Below are 21,839 nucleotides of genomic sequence, written 5' to 3' on the forward strand. Positions count from 1 at the left end.
GGCAGACCTCGGCAGCTCTACGATGCATTCCGCTCAGCTCCCGGAAGCGGACGGCGGGAGACGAAGAGCGAAAGTCAGCTCACGGGCCGGAAGCGGACGTGGGCGAGCCCGCCTCCTACGACACCCAGCACTACGGTCGACGAACCTCGAAGCAGGTCTTTGCCCTCGTTGAGAGGCCAGCACCTTCGTAGAAGCGCGGGGTTGGCTCACGCGTCGAGGCCGACCGCCAGCTATTGGTTCAGGCGGCGTAAGAGGATGGCGGCGTGCGGCTGACTTGCACCCAAGTCCACATCACGTTCGCCACTGATCTGCAGCGCGTTCAGTCACGTCGCTCCCCATGAAGCGAGTTGAAGGCGCACGCTGCTCTTTCGTGAATGACGGCACCGGCGGAGTCCTGAGCTTGGTGGTCGAGGATACCGAAGCGACTTTGACGATGGCTTTCCCGGTTGCGTCTGACGCAGCGCAAGCCACCGGCATTTGACGGTTGCATGCCTTGACGACGCGCCCTCATTTCAAGTGGAACTCGCAAGGCCGCTTGCCGGGCCGCCAGGCGCAGTTTAGATTATCGCCCATTGCAGGTTCCCGGTCCCATGGTGTGACGGTGGATACTTTTGCTTCGTTTATTCAGTATCGTTCGCGCCTGCTGTAGCTCCACAGCATGACTTGTCCCCCTTCCGCGACATGCGCGCCAACCACCTTTCGGAGCTTTTGGCACGGACGGCAGCTTGGTCCTTATCAGTTGATGGGACTCAAGAGCTTTGTGAAGCTTGGCCATCGCGTCGAACTGTTCACTTACGATTTTTCCAAGCTGGACGTCCCAGATTGGATCGTGCGAAGAGACGCCTCCGAAATCTGGCCTTCCGATCGCGTACTGACCTACAAGAAGGATATCGGAGCAGGAAGCTTTGCCCTGCACTCGAATCTTTTTCGCTACGCTCTCTTATACAAGATGGGCGGCTGGTGGACCGACCTGGACGTCATTCTGCTGCGCGACACCATTCCGCAGACTGACTTCTTCTTCACGATGGAAACAGCCGACCCGACACGGGCGACGTTTTCCGTCATCAAGTTTCCGGCCGGGCATCCCGCCATGAGCGAGGCGCGCGATCAATGCATCAGCGCGGGCGAAAGGCCCTTCTACGGCGAAACAGGCGCGGATCTCTTCAGCCGGGTGGTCCAGAAGTACGAGCTGACCGATTTTGCCCATCCGATGCAGAGCGCATATCCGATTTCAGCCCTCGATGTTTCACGCTTGTTCGACCCCGGGGAACGCGAGCCTCTCCAGCAGCAATGTGCCAACTCCTGCTTCCTGCACCTGTTCAATGAGACCTGGCGCAGGGCGGGTATTCCAAATGAACTCGGCCCGCCTGTGGGGTCGTTGGTCGAGCGCTTGCTTCTCGATCACGGGCTGCCCATCCGCGAGCCGCGCATGGACCTTGCAGATCTGAAGCGGTGGACCGCGTACCTGAACCTGCATGAAGAGTATCAGGCGGGGCTGAGAGCCTATCGCCTGGCTCATGAAGCACTCCAGCAGAAAGTTCTCGAATTGGAAGCATCGGCGGAATCGAGGGCCTTGGACGCGCAGTCGGTGAAAGTGAGTCCGCTTCGCCGCGTTCTTCGCCTGATAGCCCGGACAGAGGGGCGGTAGAATGCCTCATTATGACATAGAAGCCGACTGGCACCTGCTCGACACATGCAACTATCGTTGCGACTATTGCTTCTTCGGCGCTGACGTTCTCGGCTCCAAGTTGAAAAGCTATGCCACGGCCGAGGCGTGGTCCTCGGCATTCGACCGAACGGGCAAGACGTGGCTTCTTCATTTGACCGGCGGGGAGCCCTCCATCTACCCGAATTTCGTCGAGCTGTGTTCGGCCCTGGCCAAGCGCCATCTTTTGTCGATCAACACGAATCTGACCAATGCCTCCATCGTGCGGTTTGCACGAGACGTGAATCCCGCGCGCGTGAGCTTCATCAATGCGGGCTTCCATCCGGAAGAGCGAGATCGGAGAGGTGAAACCACGCGGTTCATCGAACATGCCGATCTACTTCGGAAGCATGGATTTCGGATCTTCTGTTCAGTCGTCGCAACCCCGCTCGCGCTGACGACGTTCGATGAAGCTGTCGAGCGGCTCTCGAGAGCCCGGCTCTATCCGGTGCCCAAGCTCTTTCGGGGCAATTTTGCCGGCAAGTCGTACCCGCTCGCCTATACCGAGCGTGAAAGAACCATGTTCCGCAGCTATGCCCAGCGTGCCCGCGATTTCTATCACGGAGAAGGCGATGTCTGGGGGGAGCCGCCGAGTATCGACGTGTTCAACGATGATCGATATCTCACGGGACTGCCGACCTACGGCGGTCGCCTTTGCAGCGCTGGCGAGCGCTTCGTTCAGATCCATCCGAATGGTGACGTCTTCCGCTGCGGCGGGACGGGTCTGCAAGGCAACCTACTTCAGGGCACGACCGTGTTCCAAAGCGGAGCAAGCGTCTGCCAAACCGAACATTGTTACTATTTTTGCGAGAAATATTCGCAAGCTGAAACGGCGCCGACTGGATTTCAGACGAAACGATCGTCTGTCACGAACCTATTCGCGCGAAGAATGAGTGATTGGGGATTCAAGCGATCGCCTTGAGCATTCGGCTGGAGCATCGAAAGCACGACGACGCCGTCCAATCATCATCCCTGCGCGCGCCGACATGACGCCGCAGTGTTGCACCTTATCTCGCGGGAGGCCTCATTCTCGCCTCCCAAGCTCGATGCTCACCGCTCTCCAAGCTGCTCGCGAAAATACTTCACCACCGCCGCGTTGAACTCGCGGTGAAAGGCAATCCTGTCGAACCCCGGCACATCTGTGCAGATGCGTGGGATCGCCGCCGCAAGCTCGGCCGAGCACGGCGCGAGGAAAGCGAAATGCCCGGCCTGCACGACGTGAATCTCAGGCTTGCCTGGCAGCCCCTGCGCGACGCGCTCGGTGCCTGAACCGTCACCCACACCCGGGCCGCCGAACTGCGAGCGCCAGAATTGGAACGGCACTTTGACCACGGCGAGATTCTCCCGCGTCAGGGTGCCCGGGGCGGGATCGACGATGACGGCGGTGCGGATGCGCGGATCGTGGATCGGCTCAGGCGGAGCTTCGCCATTGTGCAACTCGGCGCAGGCGCCGGTCGTCTCCTTACAGAAGCTGGCGATCCTCGCGAAGTCAGGCCTGGTGCCCATCAAGACGAAGCCGGTCGCACCTCCCAGCGAGAAGCCGAAGAAGCCGACCCTGGCGGGATCGACCACCGCCCTATCCTTCCAGTCCTTCAGCATGAAGTCGAGCAGACGCACGATGTCCGCCGGACGCGATCCCCACAGCGAAAGTGTATCGCGCCGCGACGAGTCGTTGCCGTTGTCCCCGGGATGATTGATGGCGGCGACGATGAAGCCGGCATCGGCCAGCGCCTCCTCGGTGTCGTGGTTCGCGCCGAACCACCCGCCTCTTCCGTGCGAGAAGATCACCAGCGGCAGCCTTGCCCCCGTGACGGGACAATCCTTCGCGCCCTTGAGGTCGAAATCGGCGCCGACTGAAAGGCTGCCAAGCGCCACATGCGTCGGCTCCGTCGCGCACGGATACCAGATCGCGCCTGACAGCGCCGGACCGGAGTCGAGAAGCTGGATGCCCGCAGCCTCTGCAGGCGAAACGAGACCGCTGAGAATGACGGCGAAAGCCCACAACGTGCTGCGCAACGGAAGTTCCCCCGATTTCGCGCGGGAGTTGAGCGGGCAACGGTAGCGGAATTGTGGCTGCCGTCGCGCATGGACACCTTGCCGCCTGCGCCGGCGTTGAGGCAAAGTGCCCGAAAAAAGGGAGGTCGGGATGCCATTGCTTGGCAAGGCCGCGGTCGCGATGTGGTGGAGCGTCCGCGCCGAGCAGCGCGCGGAGTTCGGCGACTGGCACTCGCACGAGCATTTTCCGGAGCGGATGAGCATTGCCGGCTTCCGCCGCGGGTCGCGCTGGGCCAGCACCGAGAACGCGGAAGGGTTCTTCGTGCTCTACGAGCTCGCGCAATATGACGTTCTCACGTCGAAGGGATATCTCGATCGGCTCAATGCCCCGACGCCGTGGTCGACGAAGATGATGCCGCACCATCTCGGCATGGTCCGCAGCCAGTGCCGGATCGTCGCGAGCTTTGGCGGTGGCGTTGCGACCTCGCTCGCCACCATCAGGCTGTCGCCGCAGGCCGGCCGCGATACGGAATTGCAGGCACACCTCGCAGCCACTCTTGAAGCACTGGCGCAGAAACCGGGCCTGACGGGCGCACATCTCCTTCTGACCGATACGCCGCGGACCAGCGCTCCGACGACCGAACAGCAAATCCGCGGCAAGGACGGCGCCGCGGACTGGATCGTGCTGCTGTCAGGTTACGATGCGGACGTTATGGAGGCTGTGATCGCCAGCCCGCTCTCATCGGGGGCGCTTGGCGCGCTGGGTGCGCGGGACCATCCGACGATCGGCCGCTACAGGCTGGCGTTCACGATGACGCCGCAGGATGTCGCGGCGGTTTAGAACCCTGCCGGTTCCGCAAAAAATCCGGCGAGCCCTGTCGGATCGACGTCGCCGCGCTCGTCCTTGGACCATGAATGGGCAACAGCCGTTCGAGTCCAGCCCATCACAAAGAGGAAGAAACACCATGCCCGGCACTGTCCGCCTGCACCGCGTTCTCGCCACCAGTCCGTTGAAAGTCTACCGCGCCTTCGTCGAGGCCGACGCGCTTGCAAAGTGGCTGCCGCCGAACGGTTTTACCTGCACCGTGCACCACCTCGAACCGAAGGTCGGCGGCACGTTCAAAATGTCGTTCCGGAATTTCACGACAGGCAACGGCCACTCGTTCGGCGGCGAATATCTCGAGCTCGTTCCGGGTGAGCGGCTGCGTTACACCGACAAGTTCGACGATCCCAATCTGCCGGGCACGATCGAGGTGAGCGTGACGCTGAAGAAGGTTTTGGTCGGCACCGAGGTCGACATCACGCAGTCGGGTCTCCCCGAAGCCATTCCCGTCGAGGCCTGCTATCTCGGCTGGCAGGAATCGCTGCGGAATCTGGCGAGGCTGGTGGAGCCGGAGATCAATCAGTAGCAGCGACAGTATCGTAGGGTGGGCAAAGCGTAGCGTGCCCACGTCTTCTTCTTCGTAACAACTGAGAGATGGTGGGCACGGCGCTTTGCGCCTTTGCCCACCCTACGGCACTGTTCGATTGGATGCGCAGAACGATCGCTACTTGCCCTTCGCCCCGATCCCGCCGCCTGCGGTCCACTTGTCCGGGTCGGGACTGTGCCCGATCAGCGCCAAACCGTAGGCGATCGACTCGAACTGGTCGCCCGACATCAGCCGCTCGTTGCCGAAACGATCGGCGAACAGCTTTCGCACGGCGGGCACGAAGGAGGTGCCGCCGGTCAGAAACACCTTCTCGACCTCGCGTGCGGTGATGCCGGATTCGTTCAGCACCTTGTCCACGGTGGCGCCGAGCCGGGCGATGTCGTCGGCAATCCAGGATTCGAAATTCTTCCGCGTGATGGCCGCGCCGATGTCGACGCCGCCGCCCCTGAAGCGGAAGTCGACCTCGTCATGGCCCGACAGCGCGACCTTGGCGTCGGACACCGCGCGGTACAGCGAAAAGCCGAGGTCGAGATCGACGATGGTGATGAAATCCTCGAGCAGTTTTGGCTTCAGCGCGGTCTTCGCGAGCTCGCGGAGCTCGCGCAGGTCGCCGTTGCTCTTCATCATCGCGAGCTGATGCCAGCGCGCCAGGTTGGTGTAATGGCCACTGGGGACCGGCAGAACCTTGTCGAAGGAGCGGAAGCTCGAGCCCTTGCCGAGCCTGGGCGAGACGACATGGTCGACGATGCGGTAATCGAACGTGTCGCCGGCAATGCCGATGCCGGCATGGCCGAGCGGCTCGGCGCGCAGCGTGCCGCCGGCGCGTGAAAAGCGCATCACGGAGAAGTCGCTGGTGCCGCCGCCGAAATCCGCGACCAAGACGGTGGCATCGCGCTCCAGCCTTCGGGCGAAGGAGAACGCCGCGCCGACGGGCTCGTAGACATAGCGCGCATGGCCGGCGCCCAGGCGCTCGAACGCGGCGCGGTAGCGCTGCATCGCCAGCTCTTCGTCGGGATTGCCGCCGGCAAAGCGCACGGGACGGCCGACCGTGATGTTGGAGGTCTCGAAGCCGAATTTCTCGCCGCCATGACGCGCCAGCGTACGCAGGAAGGCCGCCAAAATGTCCTCGAACTTGAAGCGCTGCCGGAACACCTGCGTGGTGTTGAAGCTGCTGCTGGCCGCGAAGGTCTTGAACGACTGGAGGAAGCGGTAGACGTGGCGTCCCTCGAGGAAGGTCTCGATCGCCCACGGGCCTCCCTCGGCTTGGGCGCCGGCGCCCGGCCGATCCTCCCAGAAGCACAGGGCCGAGACATAGACGCTGTGGCGCTGGCCGCCATGGTCGAAGCGAATGGCCTCGACCCGGCGGTCGTCCGCCGCGATGGCGACGACCGTGTTGCTGGTCCCAAAATCGATGCCGATCGAGACGGCGGGCGAGGCGCTCGACATGAACCACTCTGACAGTTGATTGGAAAAGGGGGCGAACCACTAACGGCTTTGGGCCGCCCTGCCAAGGCCGATTGTGCTCTGCGATAGCCAAACCGCGCGGATTCGACGGCTTCGGGGGCAGTTTATGCCCGGAATGGCCGCTTTAACGGATCATTATGTTGCAATGCGAAGAATTGCATGCTGCTATGCAATGGCATGCATGGACATTGGCATGTGGTATACATAAAACAACCTTCGAAATGAGACAGCAACACTGACCGTCTCAAGAAAGGGAATTCCGATGTCCAAGACCGCTGCCGTCGCCCTCGCCCCCTCCGCCTCGCTGTTCGCCCGCTTCATGGCTGCGGTCGACCGCTTCCTGATGGCGAGCGCCGAGATCTCCAACCACAACGGCGACCTGCCGCGCTTCGGCCTGTAAACAGATCCCGGCCGGATCGGCGCGCCGGTTTCAAAATCGCCGACATGCTACTTTTGATGAATGGCCCCGCAGGACGGGGCCATTTCTATTTGTGCTGTCCGATTCACAAGCCCGGCGAAGTCTGCGGCATTTGCGCACGGTGACCGGACCAGCGCTTGAACCTTGGCATAATGAATACAAGAATGCCGCTCCAGCGCTCGCAGAAAAATTAGAGGCGCCACGGGAGGCTTTATGACGGACATGGTGCAGGCAACGGCCCCTACAGCCGCACGCGTCAGCGACACGTATCGCTGGGCGCAATTGGCGATCGGTGTAGCGGCCATGGTGATGATCGCCAACTACCAATACGGCTGGACGTTCTTCGTCCCTGACATCCAGAAAAAGTTCGGCTGGGATCGTGCCTCGATCCAATGGGCCTTTACTCTCTTTGTCCTGTTCGAGACCTGGCTGGTGCCGGTCGAAGGCTGGTTCGTCGACAAATACGGTCCGCGCATCGTCGTGCTGGTCGGCGGCGTGCTCTGCGCCATCGGCTGGGTGATCAACGCGCAGGCGACCACGCTCAACGGCTACTATCTCGGCATGATCATCGCGGGCATCGGCGCCGGCGGCGTCTATGGCACCTGCGTCGGCAACGCGCTGAAATGGTTTCCCGACAAGCGCGGTCTGGCCGCCGGCATCACGGCGGCGGGCTTCGGTGCGGGCTCGGCTCTCACCGTCGCGCCGATCCAGGCCATGATCAAGGACAGCGGTTTCCAGACCACCTTCCTCTATTTCGGCCTCGGACAGGGCATCATCATCTGCCTCCTCGCTTTCTTCCTGCTCGCGCCGAAGCCGGGCCAGGTGCCGAACGTGGTGGCGAACGCCAACCTGCTGCAGACCCGCCGCAACTATCAGCCGACCGAAGTGCTGCGCCAGCCCATCTTCTGGCTGATGTACTTCATGTTCGTGATCGTCGGCGCCGGCGGGTTGATGGTGACGGCGAACCTGAAGCCGATCGCGGCCGACTGGAAGGTCGACAACGTGCCGGTGACGCTGATGGCGATGACGATGACCGCGGTGACGTTCGCGGCGACCATCGACCGCGTGCTCAACGGCCTGACGCGTCCGTTCTTCGGCTGGATCTCCGACATGATCGGCCGCGAGAACACCATGTTCATCGCCTTCGGCATGGAAGGCGTCGGCATCTGGCTGCTCTACCTCTGGGGCCACGATCCGCTCTGGTTCGTGCTGCTGTCGGGCTTCGTGTTCTTCGCCTGGGGCGAGATCTACTCGCTGTTCCCCTCGACCTGCACCGACACGTTCGGCGCCAAGTTCGCGACCACCAATGCGGGCCTGCTCTACACCGCAAAGGGCACCGCTGCGCTGCTGGTGCCGATCGCCAACTACATGCAGCAATCGTCCGGCACCTGGGACAGCGTGTTCATCATCGCGGCCGGCGCCAACATCCTGGCCTCGGCGCTGGCGATCGCGGTACTGAAACCCTGGCGCAAGGTGGTGGTCGCGAAATCCACAGTCTGACGCGCTTCACCACAGATCGCTCGAGCAGGACGCCCGGCCTCACGGCCGGGCGTTTTTCGTCTTGCGCGAATTTGTCCTGCTTCACGAAATCCGAAGGGAGCCGTGCATTTTGTTGATCGGGAGCCCAAGATAGGACTTGCTTTCTGGAATATGGTATACCAAGCTGCCGCCCACGCTTGCGACGATAAGCCACAATATTTGCGACATCGGGTCATCTTGCAGCCGATGTCGACCAGACAAGCGTCTTGGGAGGTTGTTGATGATGTCCAACACGGATGGCGCCGTGACCGCTGCGCCGCTTCGCACAGGTTTCCGTTGGCTCCAGCTCGTGATGGGCATCGTCTGCATGGCGATGATCGCCAACCTGCAATACGGCTGGACGCTGTTCGTCGATCCGATCGATCACGCGCACCATTGGGGCCGCGCCGCGATCCAGCTCGCTTTCACCATCTTCGTCGTCACCGAGACCTGGCTGGTGCCGGTCGAGGCCTGGTTCGTCGACAAATACGGCCCGCGCATCGTCATCATGTTCGGCGGCGTGATGATCGCACTGTCCTGGGTGCTCAACTCCTACGCGGACTCGCTTCCCCTGCTCTACACCGCCGCCGTCATCGGCGGCATGGGCGCGGGTGCGGTGTACGGCACTTGCGTCGGCAACGCGCTCAAATGGTTTCCCGATCGCCGCGGGCTTGCGGCCGGCGCGACCGCCGCGGGCTTCGGCGCGGGCGCAGCCCTCACCATCGTGCCGATCGCGACCATGATCGCGACGAGCGGCTACCAGCACGCCTTCCTCACCTTCGGCATCGGCCAGGGTGTGATCGTGTTTGTACTCGCCTTCTTCATCCAGCCGCCGCGGCTCTCGATCCCGCCGAAGAAGAAGCAGCTCAATCTGCCGCAAACCAAGATCGACTTCACCCCGCCGCAGGTGCTGCGCACCCCTATTTTCTGGGTGATGTATCTCGTGTTCGTGATGGTTGCTTCCGGCGGGCTGATGACCGCGGCGCAGATCGCCCCGATCGCGCACGACTTCAAGATCGCCGACACGCCGGTGACGCTCGCCGGCTTCCAGATGGCGGCGCTGACCTTCGCAATCTCGCTCGACCGCATCTTCGACGGCTTTGGACGGCCCTTCTTCGGCTGGGTCTCCGACACGATCGGCCGCGAGCACACCATGTTCATCGCCTTCGGCACCGCCGCGGTGATGCTGCTGACGCTGTCGGCCTATGGGCATGTCCCGCTGGTGTTCGTGCTGGCGACCGCGGTGTATTTCGGCGTGTTCGGCGAGATCTATTCGCTGTTCCCCGCGACCTGCGGCGACACCTTCGGCTCGAAATTCGCGACCACCAACAACGGCATGCTCTACACCGCCAAGGGCACCGCGTCCCTGCTCGTCCCGCTCGCCAGCGTGATCTCGACCGCCTATGGCTGGAAGGCCGTGTTCGTGGTGGCGGTGGCGCTGAACGCGACCGCGGCGCTGATGGCGCTGTTCGTGATCAAGCCGCTGCGGCGTTCCTTCATCCTGGGCAAGGAAGCCGAGAGCGCGAGCACCGCAACGGCCAACGCAAAGACCGAGACGGCGTAGCACGCCGCACTCATTGCACGGCTTTACGAAGGGGCGCAGCGATGCGCCCCTTTTTTTGGCCGCGACGACAAACGTCAGCATTGCTGCCGCAAGAATTTTCGGATCAGCCAAATCCAGTGCTTGACGATTGGCATTATGTATACCACACTTCACCCGTCATTCACGCGAGGGAGGTTGCAATGCTGGTCGGAGACATTCTGCGCAAGAAGACACCGCGCGTTGTCACGGTGCGAATGAACGAAACGGTGGGTATCGCCGCCAAGCTGATGCGCGCCAACAATATCAGCGCGCTGGTGGTCAAGGACGTGGTCCGCTCCGAAGGCAACACCGCGGTCGGCATGTTTACCGAGCGTGACGTGGTGCGCGCGGTCGCCGAGCACGGCGCGGGCGCCATCAACGTGAAGGTCTCGCAGCTCGTCTCGGTGCAGCAGCTCGTCTCCTGCACCTCCTCCGACACGATCGAGCAGGTGCGGCACCTGATGAATGTGAACCACGTCCGGCACCTGCCGGTGATCGACAATTACAGCCTCGTCTCGGTGATCAGCATGCGCGACATCGCTGCCGCCGTCGACGAAGCGCTCAACGGCGCGCCGCAAGCGGCGGCGTAAAGCGCCTCACGTCCCCTGCGACGACCGGCCCCGGCTCGAACCTGTTCGCGCCGGACCGGATCTTTCGTCCCAAAATCCGGTCTCTGCTCGCGAGGATTTCATGAAGATCTGCATCTACGGCGCCGGCGCGATCGGCGGATATCTCGGGGTCCAGCTCGCGCGCGCTGGCGCCGACGTCAGCCTCGTCGCACGCGGCGCGCATCTGGCCGCGATGCGCGAGAAGGGCCTGACGCTGCTCGCGGGCGACGAGAGGCACATCGTGCATCCGCGCTGCACCGACGATCCCGCCGAGCTCGGCGTGCAGGACTATGTCATCGTCACGCTGAAGGCGCATTCGATCACCGGCGTGATCGAGAAGATGCAGCCGCTGCTGGGCCCCCACACCCGCATCGTCACCGCCGTCAACGGCATCCCCTATTGGTATTTCTACAAGCATGGCGGCCAATATGAGAATTCGACGCTGGAGAGCATCGATCCCGGCGGACGGCAATGGCGCGAGATCGGCCCCGAGCGCGCCATCGGCTGCATCGTCTATCCCGCCACCGAGATCGAGGCGCCCGGCGTGATCCGCCACGTCTATGGCAACAATTTCCCGCTCGGCGAGCCCTCGGGCGAGATCACGAGCGACGTACAGCGCCTCGCCGACCTCTTCGTCGCGGCCGGGCTGAAGGCGCCGGTGCTCGACCGCATCCGCGATGAGATCTGGCTGAAGCTGTGGGGCAATGTCTGCTTCAATCCGATCAGCGCGCTGACCCATGCAACCCTCGACGTGATCTGCACCGATCCCGCCACCCGCGCGCTGTCGCGCGCGATCATGGTGGAGACGCAAGCCATCGCCGAAACCTTCGGCGTCAAATTCCGCGTCGATGTCGAGCGCCGCATCGAGGGCGCCCGCAAGGTCGGCGCGCACAAGACCTCGATGCTGCAGGATCTCGAGCGCGGCCGGCCGATGGAGATCGATCCGCTCGTCACCGTGGTGCAGGAGATGGGCCGCCTCACCGGCATTCCTACGCCCGCGCTCGATTCGGTGCTGGCCATGGTGACCCAGCGCGCCCGCATCGCAGGCCTGTATGACGGCATCTCGGCGCCGTCGGATCCGCGCGCACTGGCGGTGGCGTGATGACCGAAATGACCAAATGGCTCCGCTTCCGGCATCATGGCGCGACCGGCTTCGGCACGCTGACAGCGTCGGGCATCAGCGTGCATGACGGCGAAATGTTCGGCCGCAATGCGGCGACCGGCAAGACCCTGGCGCTTTCGGAGGTCGAGCTGCTGGCGCCCTGCGCGCCCAGCAAGATCGTCGCGCTCTGGAATAATTTCCACGCGCTCGCCGCCAAGCTCAACCAGCCCGAGCCTCCGGAGCCGCTCTATCTGCTGAAAGCCACCACCAGCATCACGGCACCGGGCGCCGTGATCCGCCGCCCCTCTTATTACGACGGCAAGACCACCTATGAGGGCGAGCTCGGCATCGTCATCGGCAAGACCTGCGCCCGCGTCTCGCCTGATGAAGCGGACAGCTTCATCTTCGGCTACACCTGCGTCAACGACATCACCGCCAACGACATCCTCACCAGCGATCCGACCTTCCCGCAATGGGCGCGGGCCAAGGGCATCGACGATTACGGCCCGTTCGGCCCGGTCATCGCGACCGGCCTCGATCCGGCCAAGCTGGTTGTGCGCACCATCCTCAACGGCGCCGAGCGGCAGAACTATCCGATCTCGGACATGATCTTTTCGGCGCAGCAGCTGGTCAGCAAAATCTCCCACGACATGACGCTGCTGCCCGGCGACCTGATCGCGGTCGGCACTTCAGTGGGCGTCGGCGTGATGAAGGAGCCGGTGAATACGGTGACCGTCGCGATCGACGGCATCGGTGAGCTCACTAACGAATTTCGGCTATAGTGCTCGCTGTCATTCCGGGGCGCCCGCAGCGCGAAACCGGAATCCATTCCTCGACCGAATCTGCCGCCCGATGGATTCCGGGCTCGGCGCTTTGCGCCGCCCCTGAATGACAGCGAGAACTTGGCCGCCGCCCCGGGAAAACCCGGCACCTCCCGCGCCGCTGCGCCGATCGGGCCGACGCAATCAATCGTGGATCACGCTGCCGGAAGCGGCTCACAGGCCCCTGCACCCCTTGCGCTTGGTTCCGCACTTCGCAATCATGGCGAAAATGTGTGCCGGCGTGAGGAATTCACGATGTGGCTGCTCTTCCTGGTTGCCTGGTTCGGCCTATTGGCGGTCATCGCGGTCTTCGCCCAGCAGGCGTTCGGTTACGATGTCGGTCACCTGCCCGTCTGGTTCGCGGGCCTGCCTATGCCGCAGCGGATCACCGCCGGCGCGCTCCTCGCCGTATCACTGGCGCTGGTCGGCGCAACCGCATGGCGCCTGTCGCGGCAGGACCGGCGCCTGAACACGCTGCGCGACCGCCTCAAAAAGACCCGCGAGGACGTCGTCGTCGCCCACGCCCTGCAGAACCACCTCGATGCCACCGTCCAGCATTTGATCGAGAGCGACCCCAGGGAAGCCGTCTCCGCTCTGCACGACAAGCTTGGCGAGACCGAGCAGCGCGCGCTGCTGCAGCAGGGCCGAAATGAATCCACCGACATGCACGACCAGCTCGCCGAAATCCGCCGCCGCCAGCAGAGCGTGCGCGAGATGGTCGGCAAGGTCGCCGACCAGCGCCGCGCGGTCGAGCCCATCTTCACCGAGATCCGCGACCGCCAGAACCAGCTCGAGCGGTCGCTGCACGACCTCGAAACCGACGACCGCAAGAACAACCTCGCCGACCGTCTCAAGACGATCGCGGGTGACATCTCGACACTGCTGTCGCGGGTGAACGCGGTCCAGACGACGTTTGCGACGCTCAACCAGTACAAGGAAGACCTGGCGAAATCGCATGCCGAGCTGGAGCCGCTGCGCTCGGCCGATGCCGGCATCAACGCCCTGATCGGCGAGCTCGGCCTCAGCCATGACCGCCTCGCCAAGAGCATCGACGAACTCGACACCGGCGGCGAGGCGCCGCTCGGTGCCCGTGTCGAGACGCTGTCGAAGAACAAGCTCGAGATCGAGCAGCGCCTCGCCCGCATCGATGACAGCTTCAACATCCTCAAAGCCATCAGGCTCGACTTCGAGGAGCTCGGCCAGCGCCAGGCTCTGCTCGAACGCGCGATCGCGGAGATCGAGACCGATCCCGACGGCAAGACCCTCGCCGAGCGCCAGAACGCGCTGAACGATTTCGTGCTGCAGTCGCGCCAGCGCCTCGGCGCGCTGCAGGAGACGCTGACGACCCTGAACGCCTTCAAGGCGGAGCTGTCGAAATCGCAGGCCGACCTCGTCCCGCTCAGGGCTCCCGTGTTCGGCATCGAAGCCATGATCGCGGAGGTCAGCACCACCCGCGATCTCCTCGCCAAAACCGTCGGCGAGATCGAGGCGAACGCGGGCGTCACGCTGGCCTCGCGCGTCGAGGCGCTGACCAGGAGCAAGCGCGAGGTGGAAGACCGCCTCGCCAGGATCTTCGACAATTTCAACGCACTCGATGCCTTGCGCAAGGACATCGGCGGCATCTTCTCGACGATCCGGAATAGTCTGAACCGGATCGGGTGAAGGCCGCGGGCTCCGCCACCCGAAACATCCGGACACATCACATCTGCGCGCGGTCCGATCAATGCCGCCAACATGTCGCGAGGGTGCCGCAACTTGGTCGCATTCGGCCGCCCATTTGGGAGGCGTGTCTGGGGGCACGGCATGGCCGTGCTTGGACCTAACCTTCTAGGGGTATGAACGTGAAGAAGATTGTATTTGTTCTGGGTGCCACGCTTGCTCTGGTGACGGCTGCGAACGCTGCGGATCTGCCGCGCCGCCAGCCCGTGCCGGTCTATTCCGAGCAGGCTCCGATCGGCAAGATGCCGATTGGCAAGAGCCCGGTTGGCAAGGCCCCGATCGGCAAGGCGCCCGGCCCGGTCGCGGCGCGCTACTGAGACGCAGAGTCTCGCGACGGCAGCCGACAGTCGAGGGGGCACAGCGTGACCAACAGACCTGACCGAACCTGCATTCTCGCAGGGCTTGCACTTGCGGCCATGTTCGCGTGCACGATCCCCTCGGCTTCTGGCTATGAGGCGAACAAGCGCCTGGCCGACGCCAACGCGCTTGCCACGACCGACACCGCATCACGATCGGCACCGCAGTCGCGGCGCACCGTCGCGCGCGCGGAGAAAGGTCCGTACTATGTCGACTTCCGCGCCCGCACGGCGGCGAGTTGGGGCCATGCCTTCGTCTGGTACGGCAAGACCAGCGAGAAGGCGGTCGAGGTCGCGGGCCTGACGCCGGCCGGCGATACGCTCGCTTACGTACTGGGTCACATCACCTTCGTGCCATCCGAGACCGGCGCGAGCTACGGCGATCTCGATCCTGAGTATCTCACCGCGAGCTATCGCGTGTACCTCAACGAAGCCGACGCCAAGCGCGTGTTCGCCTATATCAAGAAATTGCAGGCGAACTCGCCGGTCTGGAATGCCGAGACCGCCAACTGCACCGGCTTCATCGGCGACATCGCCGAGTTCATGGGCCTCGAGGTCCCCAACCGCTGGCAGCGCCCGGAAAACTTCGTCAACCGCCTCAAGGAAATGAACGGCGGCAAGCAGATGGTGCGGCTGTCGGCGGAGTAGGCGTTCGCTCCATCCTCGGTGTCATTGCCCGCGAAAGCGGGCAATCCAGTATTCCAGAGGCAGCGCCGTAATTCAGAGAAGCCGCGGCGTACTGGATACCCCGCTTTCGCGGGGTATGACGACGGCGTTTGAGGAAAGACCTTGGCCCATCGGGCAGCGGCGCACACCAATTATCCGCCCCGCGGAATCCCCTCGCTCCCCGCATGATCGCCCCGCCTGCACCGCACGGCGGCACAATAGACATTTCCCAGCCCCGGCGGCATCCTCCGCCCCATCAACCGACAACAGAGCCTGCGGGCCGCCCGGGGGGAAACATCATGCTGCAGACACGGTTCACAAAACTCGTCGGCGTCGAGCACCCGATCGTCCAGGGCGGCATGCAATGGGTCGGGCGGGCGGAGTTGGTCGCGGCCGTTGCCAATGCCGGCGCGCTCGGCTTCATCACGGCGCTGACCCAGCCGACACCCGAAGACCTGACCAAGGAGATCGCGCGCTGCCGCGACCTCACCGACAAGCCGTTTGGCGTCAACCTCACCATCCTGCCCGCGATCAAGCCGCCGCCTTATGCCGAGTACCGCGCCGCCATCATCGAGGCCGGCATCAAGGTGGTCGAGACCGCCGGCAATAAGCCGCAGGAGCATGTCGACGAGTTTAGGAAGCACGGCGTCAAGGTCGTGCACAAATGCACCAGCGTCCGCCATGCGCTGTCGGCCGAGCGGATGGGGGTCGACGCCATCTCGATCGACGGTTTCGAATGCGCCGGCCACCCCGGCGAGGACGACACGCCCGGCCTGATCCTGATCCCGGCGGCCGCCAACAAGGTCAAGATTCCCATGATCGCCTCCGGCGGCTTTGCCGATGCGCGCGGCTTGGTGGCGGCGCTGGCGCTCGGCGCCGAGGGTATCAACATGGGCACCCGCTTCATGGCGACCAAGGAGAGCCCGATCCACCAGCTGATCAAGGAGAAGATCGTCGCCAATGACGAGCGCGAGACCGAGCTGATCTTCCGCACCATGCGCAACACCTCGCGCGTGGCCAAGAACGAGATCTCGACCAGGGTCGTCGCCATGGAGAAGGAAGGCGCCAAGTTCGAGGACATCCGCGAGCTCGTTGCCGGCGCCCGTGGCAAGATGGTCTATGCCACAGGCAATTCGGACGAGGGCATCTGGTCGGCCGGCCAGGTGCAGGGCCTGATCCAGGACATCCCGAGCTGCGGCGAGCTCATCTCCCGCATCGTACGCGAGGCCGAGGCGATCATCCGCAGCCGGCTGGAAGGAATGATCGTTCAGCCGCAACGTGAAGCGGCGGAATAGTCACCGCAAGAAGCGAGAGCAACAAATGAAGGCTTACGTCTACGGTCCTGGCGGCGCTCGGATTTCCGACGTCGCTCAACCAAAACCAAAAGGCACACAGGTGCTGGTTCGCGTGCGCGCATGCGGACTCAATCGCGCTGACACCGGCATGCGCAAGGGCCACGCGCATGGCGCAGCCGGCGGCGTCGGCACGGTGCTCGGCATGGAATGGGCCGGCGAAGTCGCCGAGCTCGGGCCGGACGCGACGGGCGTCAAGGTTGGCGATCGCATCATGGGATCGGGCGGCGCGGCGTTCGCGGAATATACGCTGGCCGACCATGGGCGGCTGTTTCGCGCGCCTTCGAACATGAATTTCGAGGAGGCCGCCACCTTGCCCGTCGCACTCGCGACCATGCACAATGCGGTCGTCACCGTCGGCGGCGTGCAGCCGGGCCAGAGCGTGCTGATCCAGGGCGCCAGCTCCGGCGTCGGCCTGATGGCGATGCAGATCGCAAAGCTCAAGGGCGCCAGGCTGGTGATCGGCTCGTCGACCGATGCGTATCGGCGCGGCCGGCTCAAGGAATACGGCGCCGACCTCGCGGTCGATTCCTCCGATCCCAAATGGGTGGATGAGGTGCTGAAGGCGACGAACGGCGAAGGCGTCGACCTCATCGTCGACCAGGTCTCAGGCAAGGTTGCCAACCAGAACCTCGCGGCCACCAAGATCCTCGGCCGCATCGTCAATGTCGGCCGGCTCGGCGGCACCCATGCCGACTTCAACTTTGACCTCCATGCCGCGCGCCGCATCTCCTATATCGGCGTCACCTTCCGCACCCGCAGCATCGAGGAGGTCCGCGAGATTTTTGAGGAGGTCCGCAAGGACATCTGGGGCGCCGTGGAGTCGCGAAAACTGCAACTACCGATCGACAAGGTGTTTGCGTTCGACGACATCGACAAGGCGTTCGAGCACATGGAGGCGAACAAGCACCTGGGGAAGATCGTGGTGACGCTGTAGGGGACCAAAGCGACGGTCCCGTAGGGTGGGCAAAGCGAAGCGTGCCCACGATCTGTATTCATCGCGCAGGAACGTGGGCACGGCGCTAACGCGCCTTTGCCCACCCTACGGCACTGAGCGCGTGGCGCCTTCAATTCGGAAGCATTCGCAATAGCTTCTTCAACTCACTTGCGACGACTTCTGTGGATCGCCGCTTGATGTTCACCGGTGGCCTGCTACACCCCGGCCATGAGCGCACAGCACAGCAAAACCTCGGTCGCGGCCATTTCGATCTTCGCCAGCGGCGGCATGGCGGCGGCCAAGTTTGTGGTCGGGATCGCGATCGGCTCACTCGCGCTGATCTCGGAAGCCCTGCACTCCTCGATCGACCTGGTGGCGACCATCATCACCTGGGCGGTGGTGCGGGTGTCCGACAAGCCGGCCGACGACGAGCACCATTACGGCCACGGCAAGCTGGAGAGCATCTCCGCGCTCGGCGTCACCGCCCTGCTCTACGTGCTGGCCGGTGGCATCCTGGTCGAATCCTACAGCCGGCTGCGCGAGGGAACCGCGCCGCCGACCATCTCGGCCGTACCGTTCGTGGTGCTGGTGACCGACATCGCCGTGAATTTCTGGCGCGCCCGCGCCTTGCACAAGGCTGCCAAGGAAACGCGGAGCCAGGCGCTCGCCGCCGATGCGCTGCATTTCGCCTCCGACGTGATGGGCTCCTTCGCCGTGATCATCGGCCTGATCCTGGCCGCCCTCGGCTTCTGGTGGGGCGACGCCGCCGCAGCCGCGGCGGTCGCCGTCATGATCGCACTGCTCGGCCTGCGCATGGCCGGCTCGACCGTGCAGACACTGGTCGACCGCGCCCCGGAAGGCGCCCAGGACAAGGCCACCGCCGCGATCCGCAGCGTCCCCGGCGTGATCGATGTCGAGCGCCTGCGCGTGCGCATGGTCGGGGCGACCACCTTCATCGACGCCATCGTCAAGGTACCCAGGACCTATCCGATCGACCGCGTCGAGGGCATCAAGCGCAACGCGGAAAGCGCCGTCAGCAAGTCGTTCGGCGATGCCGACCTCTCCTTCACCGCGGTCCCCGTCGCCCGCGACAACGAGACCGTGCGCGACCGCATCATGGTGATCTCCCGCAATTCGGGCCTCGCGATCCACCACGTCACCGTGCACGATCTCGGGGGCAAGCTAACCGTCAGCATCGATCTCGAGGTCGACGCCGACATGCGGCTCGACGCCGCCCATGACGTCGCCAACACGCTGGAGCGCAATATCCGGGAGGAATTCGGCGAGGATGTCGAGGTCGACGTCCATATCGAGCCTCTGGAACCGGAACTGCCGTTCGGCGTCGACGCCGCGCCGGAGAGGGTGCAAACCATCGCGGCCGCGCTGACCGACTATGCCGCCGGCGGCGAGATCCACGACATCCACAATGTCCGTGTCCGCAACACCGATGCCGGCGAGATCGTCAATTTCCATTGCCGCGCCACGCCGTCGATGAGCGTGATCAAGGTGCACGAGCATGTCGATGCGATCGAGCGCCGATTGCGCCGCGCGTTCCCGAGCGTGAAACGCGTCATCAGCCACGCCGAACCGCCGCGCGCGTGACAGGGAACGTGCGAGCGATCACACGTTCTCGTTTCGGACTCATTGTGCACGGCGATTTACGGGCGCCGAGCTTGCGAACTCTCCGTTGGATAAGAATAATTTCGCGTTAACGTTTCGTTGACTCTCGACAGCCTGCGCAAAGTGGATTCAAATCGGTGTGATTCGAAAGCGATGTGGGGCTGCTTTCGAAACTACTCGTAAGCTGGTTTTCAGGGGGCCGAAGGCATGTCGCGTGCAGACGCCGCGAACGCGTGCGTCCAATCCGATTCGATCAAGGGATTGGCGCAATCGATCGCGAAACCTGCCTATCATCGGCTCCTGATCGCGGAGCCGGCGTTGCGCCGCGCCGTGCCGACGCTCATCATCGCGTTCCTGATCACGATCTGCCTCGGCGCCTTCGTGCAGGTCGTCGATCAGACGCGCCAGAAGCGCCTCGTGATCCGGCACGACATCTCGGCGCTGGCCGATCTGCTCGCCGAGCGCATCGACCGCCTGACCTCGATGCGGCAGGAGCGGCTCAGGAACATCGAAAACCTGCCGACGCTGCTGCCCGACCTGCTCCCGTCCTGGGGCACGGCCAACGGCCGCCACGTCATCGTCACCTCGGCCGGTGTCGACCGCCGCATCCTCGCCCGCATCCCGATCGACAACGATCCTGCCGGCAACGACCGCCTGCTCGATGCCATCACCACGGCGCAGCTGCTGGCCGCGCCGCCGCGCGACAACAACATCTCCGACATGACCTTGCCGAACGGCAACGCCGCGATGGCGACCTCGCGGCAGATCAAGTCACTGCCCGGCTTCGTCACGGTGATCCAGGAGCGCAACGAGCCGATCTGGGGCTCGGACGCCGCGCTCTCGGTGACGCTGTCGGCGACCACGGGCTTCGTCGTCCTGATCCTCGGCTTCGCCTTCCACTGGCAGTCGACCCGCGCCCGCGAGGGCGACCTCATCAACGACGCCGTGCGCGGCCGGATCGACACCGCGCTGAACCGCGGCCGCTGCGGCCTGTGGGACTGGGACCTGTCGCGCGGGCGCATTTTCTGGTCGCAGTCGATGTTCTCGATGCTCGGCCTCGACGGCCGCAACGAGCTCCTCACTTTCGGCGAGGTCAACGCGCTGGTGAAGTCCGACGACATCGACCTGTTCGAGATCGCCGACCGGCTGATCTCCGAGAAGATCGACCACATCGACCAGACCTTCCGGATGCAGCATGTCGACGGCCACTGGATCTGGCTGCGCGTCCGCTGCGAGAAGACGCGCGGGGCGACCGATTCCAGCGTGCACCTGATCGGCATCGCCGTCGACATCACCGAGCAGAAGAGCCTCGCCGAGCGCAGCGTCGAAGCCGACCTTCGCCTGCGCGACGCGATCGAGACCATCCCGGAAGCCTTCGTGCTGTGGGACGCCAGCGACCGCCTCGTGCTCTGCAACTCGCACTTCCAGCGCCTGCACAAGCTGCCCGACAGCGCCGTCATTCCCGGCACGTCCTACGAGACCGTTCTGGAAGTCGGTCGCATGCCGGAGGTGCGCACCCGCCACAACGAGACCGGCGTTCAAGGCCCGGGCGCCCGCACCTTCGAGGCGCAGCTCGACGACGGTAGCTGGCTGCACATCAGCGAGCGCCGCACCAAGGACGGCGGCTACGTCTCGGTCGGCACCGACATCACCCGCATCAAGGAGCACGAGCAGAAGCTGGTCGACAACGATCTGCGCCTGCGCGCCACGGTCATCGACCTCAAGCGCTCGCAGGCCGCGCTGGAGCGCCAGACCAACGAGCTCGCCGATCTCGCCGAAAAGTACCAGCGCGAGAAGACCCGTGCCGAGGAAGCCAACCAGACCAAGTCGAAATTCCTCGCCAATATGAGCCACGAGCTGCGCACGCCGCTCAACGCCATCATCGGCTTCTCCGAGATCATGGGCTCGGGCATGTTCGGGGAGCTCGGAAGCGAGAAGTACCAGGAATATTGCCAGGACATCCTGACCAGCGGGCACTACCTCCTCGAAGTCATCAACGACATCCTCGACATGTCCAAGATCGAGGCCGGCCGCATGAAGCTCGACATGGAGGAGCTCGACCTCGCGCGGACGCTGGCGGAATCCCTGCGGGTCGTCTCAGGCCGCGCCGAGGACAAGCACCTGACCCTCGACGCCGACATCGAGACATCGATCTCCGTCGTCGCCGACCGCCGCGCCACCAAGCAGATCATCGTCAACCTGCTCTCCAATGCGGTGAAGTTCACGCCCGACGGCGGCCGCATCGTGGTGCGCAGCCGGCAGCTCGAGGACAGGGTCGTGCTGATGATCGCCGACACCGGCATCGGCATCGCCCCGCATTCGCTGTCACGGCTCGGCCGCCCGTTCGAGCAGGTCGAGAGCCAGCTCACCAAGACCTATCACGGCTCGGGCCTCGGCCTTGCCATCGCCCGCTCGCTGGCCCAGCTCCACGGCGGCTCGATGAAGCTGCGCTCGAAGATCGACGTCGGCACCGTCGTCCGCGTCACCCTGCCGCGCGACGCGATCAAGGCGGCGGCGGGGATCTCGGCGGCGGCGTAGAGCTTCGT

At 64.1% G+C, this 21,839-nt stretch carries 19 protein-coding genes; 17 read left to right on the top strand and 2 right to left on the bottom strand.

The window, feature by feature from the left end; genetic code table 11:
* Positions 1-742: 742 nt before the first annotated feature.
* Positions 743-1,648 (top strand): glycosyltransferase, encoded by a 906-nt coding sequence (locus HYH08_RS10505; RefSeq protein ID WP_228747737.1) that lies wholly within the window; start codon positions 743-745, stop codon positions 1,646-1,648.
* A 1-nt stretch (position 1,649) separates the two neighbouring features.
* The gene (locus HYH08_RS10510) at positions 1,650-2,627 is read left to right on the top strand and encodes a radical SAM protein (protein ID WP_220009699.1); all 978 of its coding nucleotides are present in this window, start codon (positions 1,650-1,652) and stop codon (positions 2,625-2,627) included.
* A 128-nt stretch (positions 2,628-2,755) separates the two neighbouring features.
* Here the strand turns inward: HYH08_RS10510 and HYH08_RS10515 are convergent, their stop codons facing one another.
* Positions 2,756-3,721: an alpha/beta hydrolase family protein gene (locus HYH08_RS10515; protein ID WP_220009700.1), complete on the bottom strand. Its 966-nt coding sequence runs from the start codon at positions 3,719-3,721 to the stop codon at positions 2,756-2,758.
* 130 nt (positions 3,722-3,851) lie between these two features.
* On the opposite strand from HYH08_RS10515, the gene HYH08_RS10520 reads away from it, so the two are divergent.
* Positions 3,852-4,541, top strand: coding sequence for a hypothetical protein (locus HYH08_RS10520; RefSeq protein ID WP_220009701.1), 690 nt, complete (start codon positions 3,852-3,854; stop codon positions 4,539-4,541).
* 124 nt (positions 4,542-4,665) lie between these two features.
* The gene (locus tag HYH08_RS10525) at positions 4,666-5,109 is read left to right on the top strand and encodes an SRPBCC family protein (RefSeq protein ID WP_220009702.1); all 444 of its coding nucleotides are present in this window, start codon (positions 4,666-4,668) and stop codon (positions 5,107-5,109) included.
* 138 nt (positions 5,110-5,247) lie between these two features.
* Here HYH08_RS10525 and HYH08_RS10530 read toward each other — a convergent pair whose 3' ends face one another.
* The gene (locus tag HYH08_RS10530) at positions 5,248-6,576 is read right to left on the bottom strand and encodes an Hsp70 family protein (protein ID WP_220009703.1); all 1,329 of its coding nucleotides are present in this window, start codon (positions 6,574-6,576) and stop codon (positions 5,248-5,250) included.
* A gap of 280 nt (positions 6,577-6,856) precedes the next feature.
* Between HYH08_RS10530 and HYH08_RS10535 the strand changes: the two genes are divergently transcribed.
* From HYH08_RS10535 to HYH08_RS10595, 13 genes are all read left to right on the top strand, one after another.
* Positions 6,857-6,994: a hypothetical protein gene (locus HYH08_RS10535; RefSeq protein WP_220009704.1), complete on the top strand. Its 138-nt coding sequence runs from the start codon at positions 6,857-6,859 to the stop codon at positions 6,992-6,994.
* A 231-nt stretch (positions 6,995-7,225) separates the two neighbouring features.
* Positions 7,226-8,512 carry an oxalate/formate MFS antiporter gene (gene oxlT, locus HYH08_RS10540; protein WP_220009705.1) on the top strand — a complete coding sequence of 429 codons (1,287 nt, stop codon included), beginning with the start codon at positions 7,226-7,228 and terminating at the stop codon, positions 8,510-8,512.
* A gap of 259 nt (positions 8,513-8,771) precedes the next feature.
* Positions 8,772-10,094 carry an oxalate/formate MFS antiporter gene (oxlT, locus tag HYH08_RS10545; protein ID WP_220009706.1) on the top strand — a complete coding sequence of 441 codons (1,323 nt, stop codon included), beginning with the start codon at positions 8,772-8,774 and terminating at the stop codon, positions 10,092-10,094.
* A gap of 179 nt (positions 10,095-10,273) precedes the next feature.
* Positions 10,274-10,702, top strand: coding sequence for a CBS domain-containing protein (locus HYH08_RS10550; RefSeq protein WP_220009707.1), 429 nt, complete (start codon positions 10,274-10,276; stop codon positions 10,700-10,702).
* Between the two features lie 100 nt (positions 10,703-10,802).
* Positions 10,803-11,822, top strand: a complete 1,020-nt coding sequence (locus HYH08_RS10555) for a 2-dehydropantoate 2-reductase (RefSeq protein WP_220009708.1) — start codon at positions 10,803-10,805, stop codon at positions 11,820-11,822.
* 8 nt (positions 11,823-11,830) lie between these two features.
* The gene (locus HYH08_RS10560) at positions 11,831-12,604 is read left to right on the top strand and encodes a fumarylacetoacetate hydrolase family protein (RefSeq protein WP_220009815.1); all 774 of its coding nucleotides are present in this window, start codon (positions 11,831-11,833) and stop codon (positions 12,602-12,604) included.
* Positions 12,605-12,898: 294 nt separating this feature from the next.
* Positions 12,899-14,305: a coiled-coil domain-containing protein gene (locus HYH08_RS10565; protein WP_220009709.1), complete on the top strand. Its 1,407-nt coding sequence runs from the start codon at positions 12,899-12,901 to the stop codon at positions 14,303-14,305.
* Positions 14,306-14,478: 173 nt separating this feature from the next.
* Positions 14,479-14,679 (top strand): hypothetical protein, encoded by a 201-nt coding sequence (locus tag HYH08_RS10570; protein WP_220009710.1) that lies wholly within the window; start codon positions 14,479-14,481, stop codon positions 14,677-14,679.
* 45 nt (positions 14,680-14,724) lie between these two features.
* Complete coding sequence (locus tag HYH08_RS10575; RefSeq protein ID WP_220009711.1) at positions 14,725-15,366, top strand: hypothetical protein; 642 nt, start codon at positions 14,725-14,727, stop codon at positions 15,364-15,366.
* Between the two features lie 317 nt (positions 15,367-15,683).
* Complete coding sequence (locus tag HYH08_RS10580) at positions 15,684-16,679, top strand: NAD(P)H-dependent flavin oxidoreductase (protein WP_220009712.1); 996 nt, start codon at positions 15,684-15,686, stop codon at positions 16,677-16,679.
* Between the two features lie 25 nt (positions 16,680-16,704).
* On the top strand, positions 16,705-17,673 hold the full coding sequence (locus HYH08_RS10585; protein WP_220009713.1) for a zinc-binding dehydrogenase: 969 nt from the start codon (positions 16,705-16,707) through the stop codon (positions 17,671-17,673).
* 228 nt (positions 17,674-17,901) lie between these two features.
* Entirely contained in the window at positions 17,902-19,275 is a 1,374-nt protein-coding gene (locus tag HYH08_RS10590) for a cation-efflux pump (RefSeq protein WP_220009714.1), read from the top strand.
* A gap of 225 nt (positions 19,276-19,500) precedes the next feature.
* Positions 19,501-21,831 carry a PAS domain-containing sensor histidine kinase gene (locus tag HYH08_RS10595; RefSeq protein WP_220009715.1) on the top strand — a complete coding sequence of 777 codons (2,331 nt, stop codon included), beginning with the start codon at positions 19,501-19,503 and terminating at the stop codon, positions 21,829-21,831.
* Positions 21,832-21,839: the final 8 nt, after the last annotated feature.

Origin of the sequence: Bradyrhizobium sp. BR 10289 (assembly GCF_019455385.1) — a bacterium.
GTDB lineage: Bacteria > Pseudomonadota > Alphaproteobacteria > Rhizobiales > Xanthobacteraceae > Bradyrhizobium.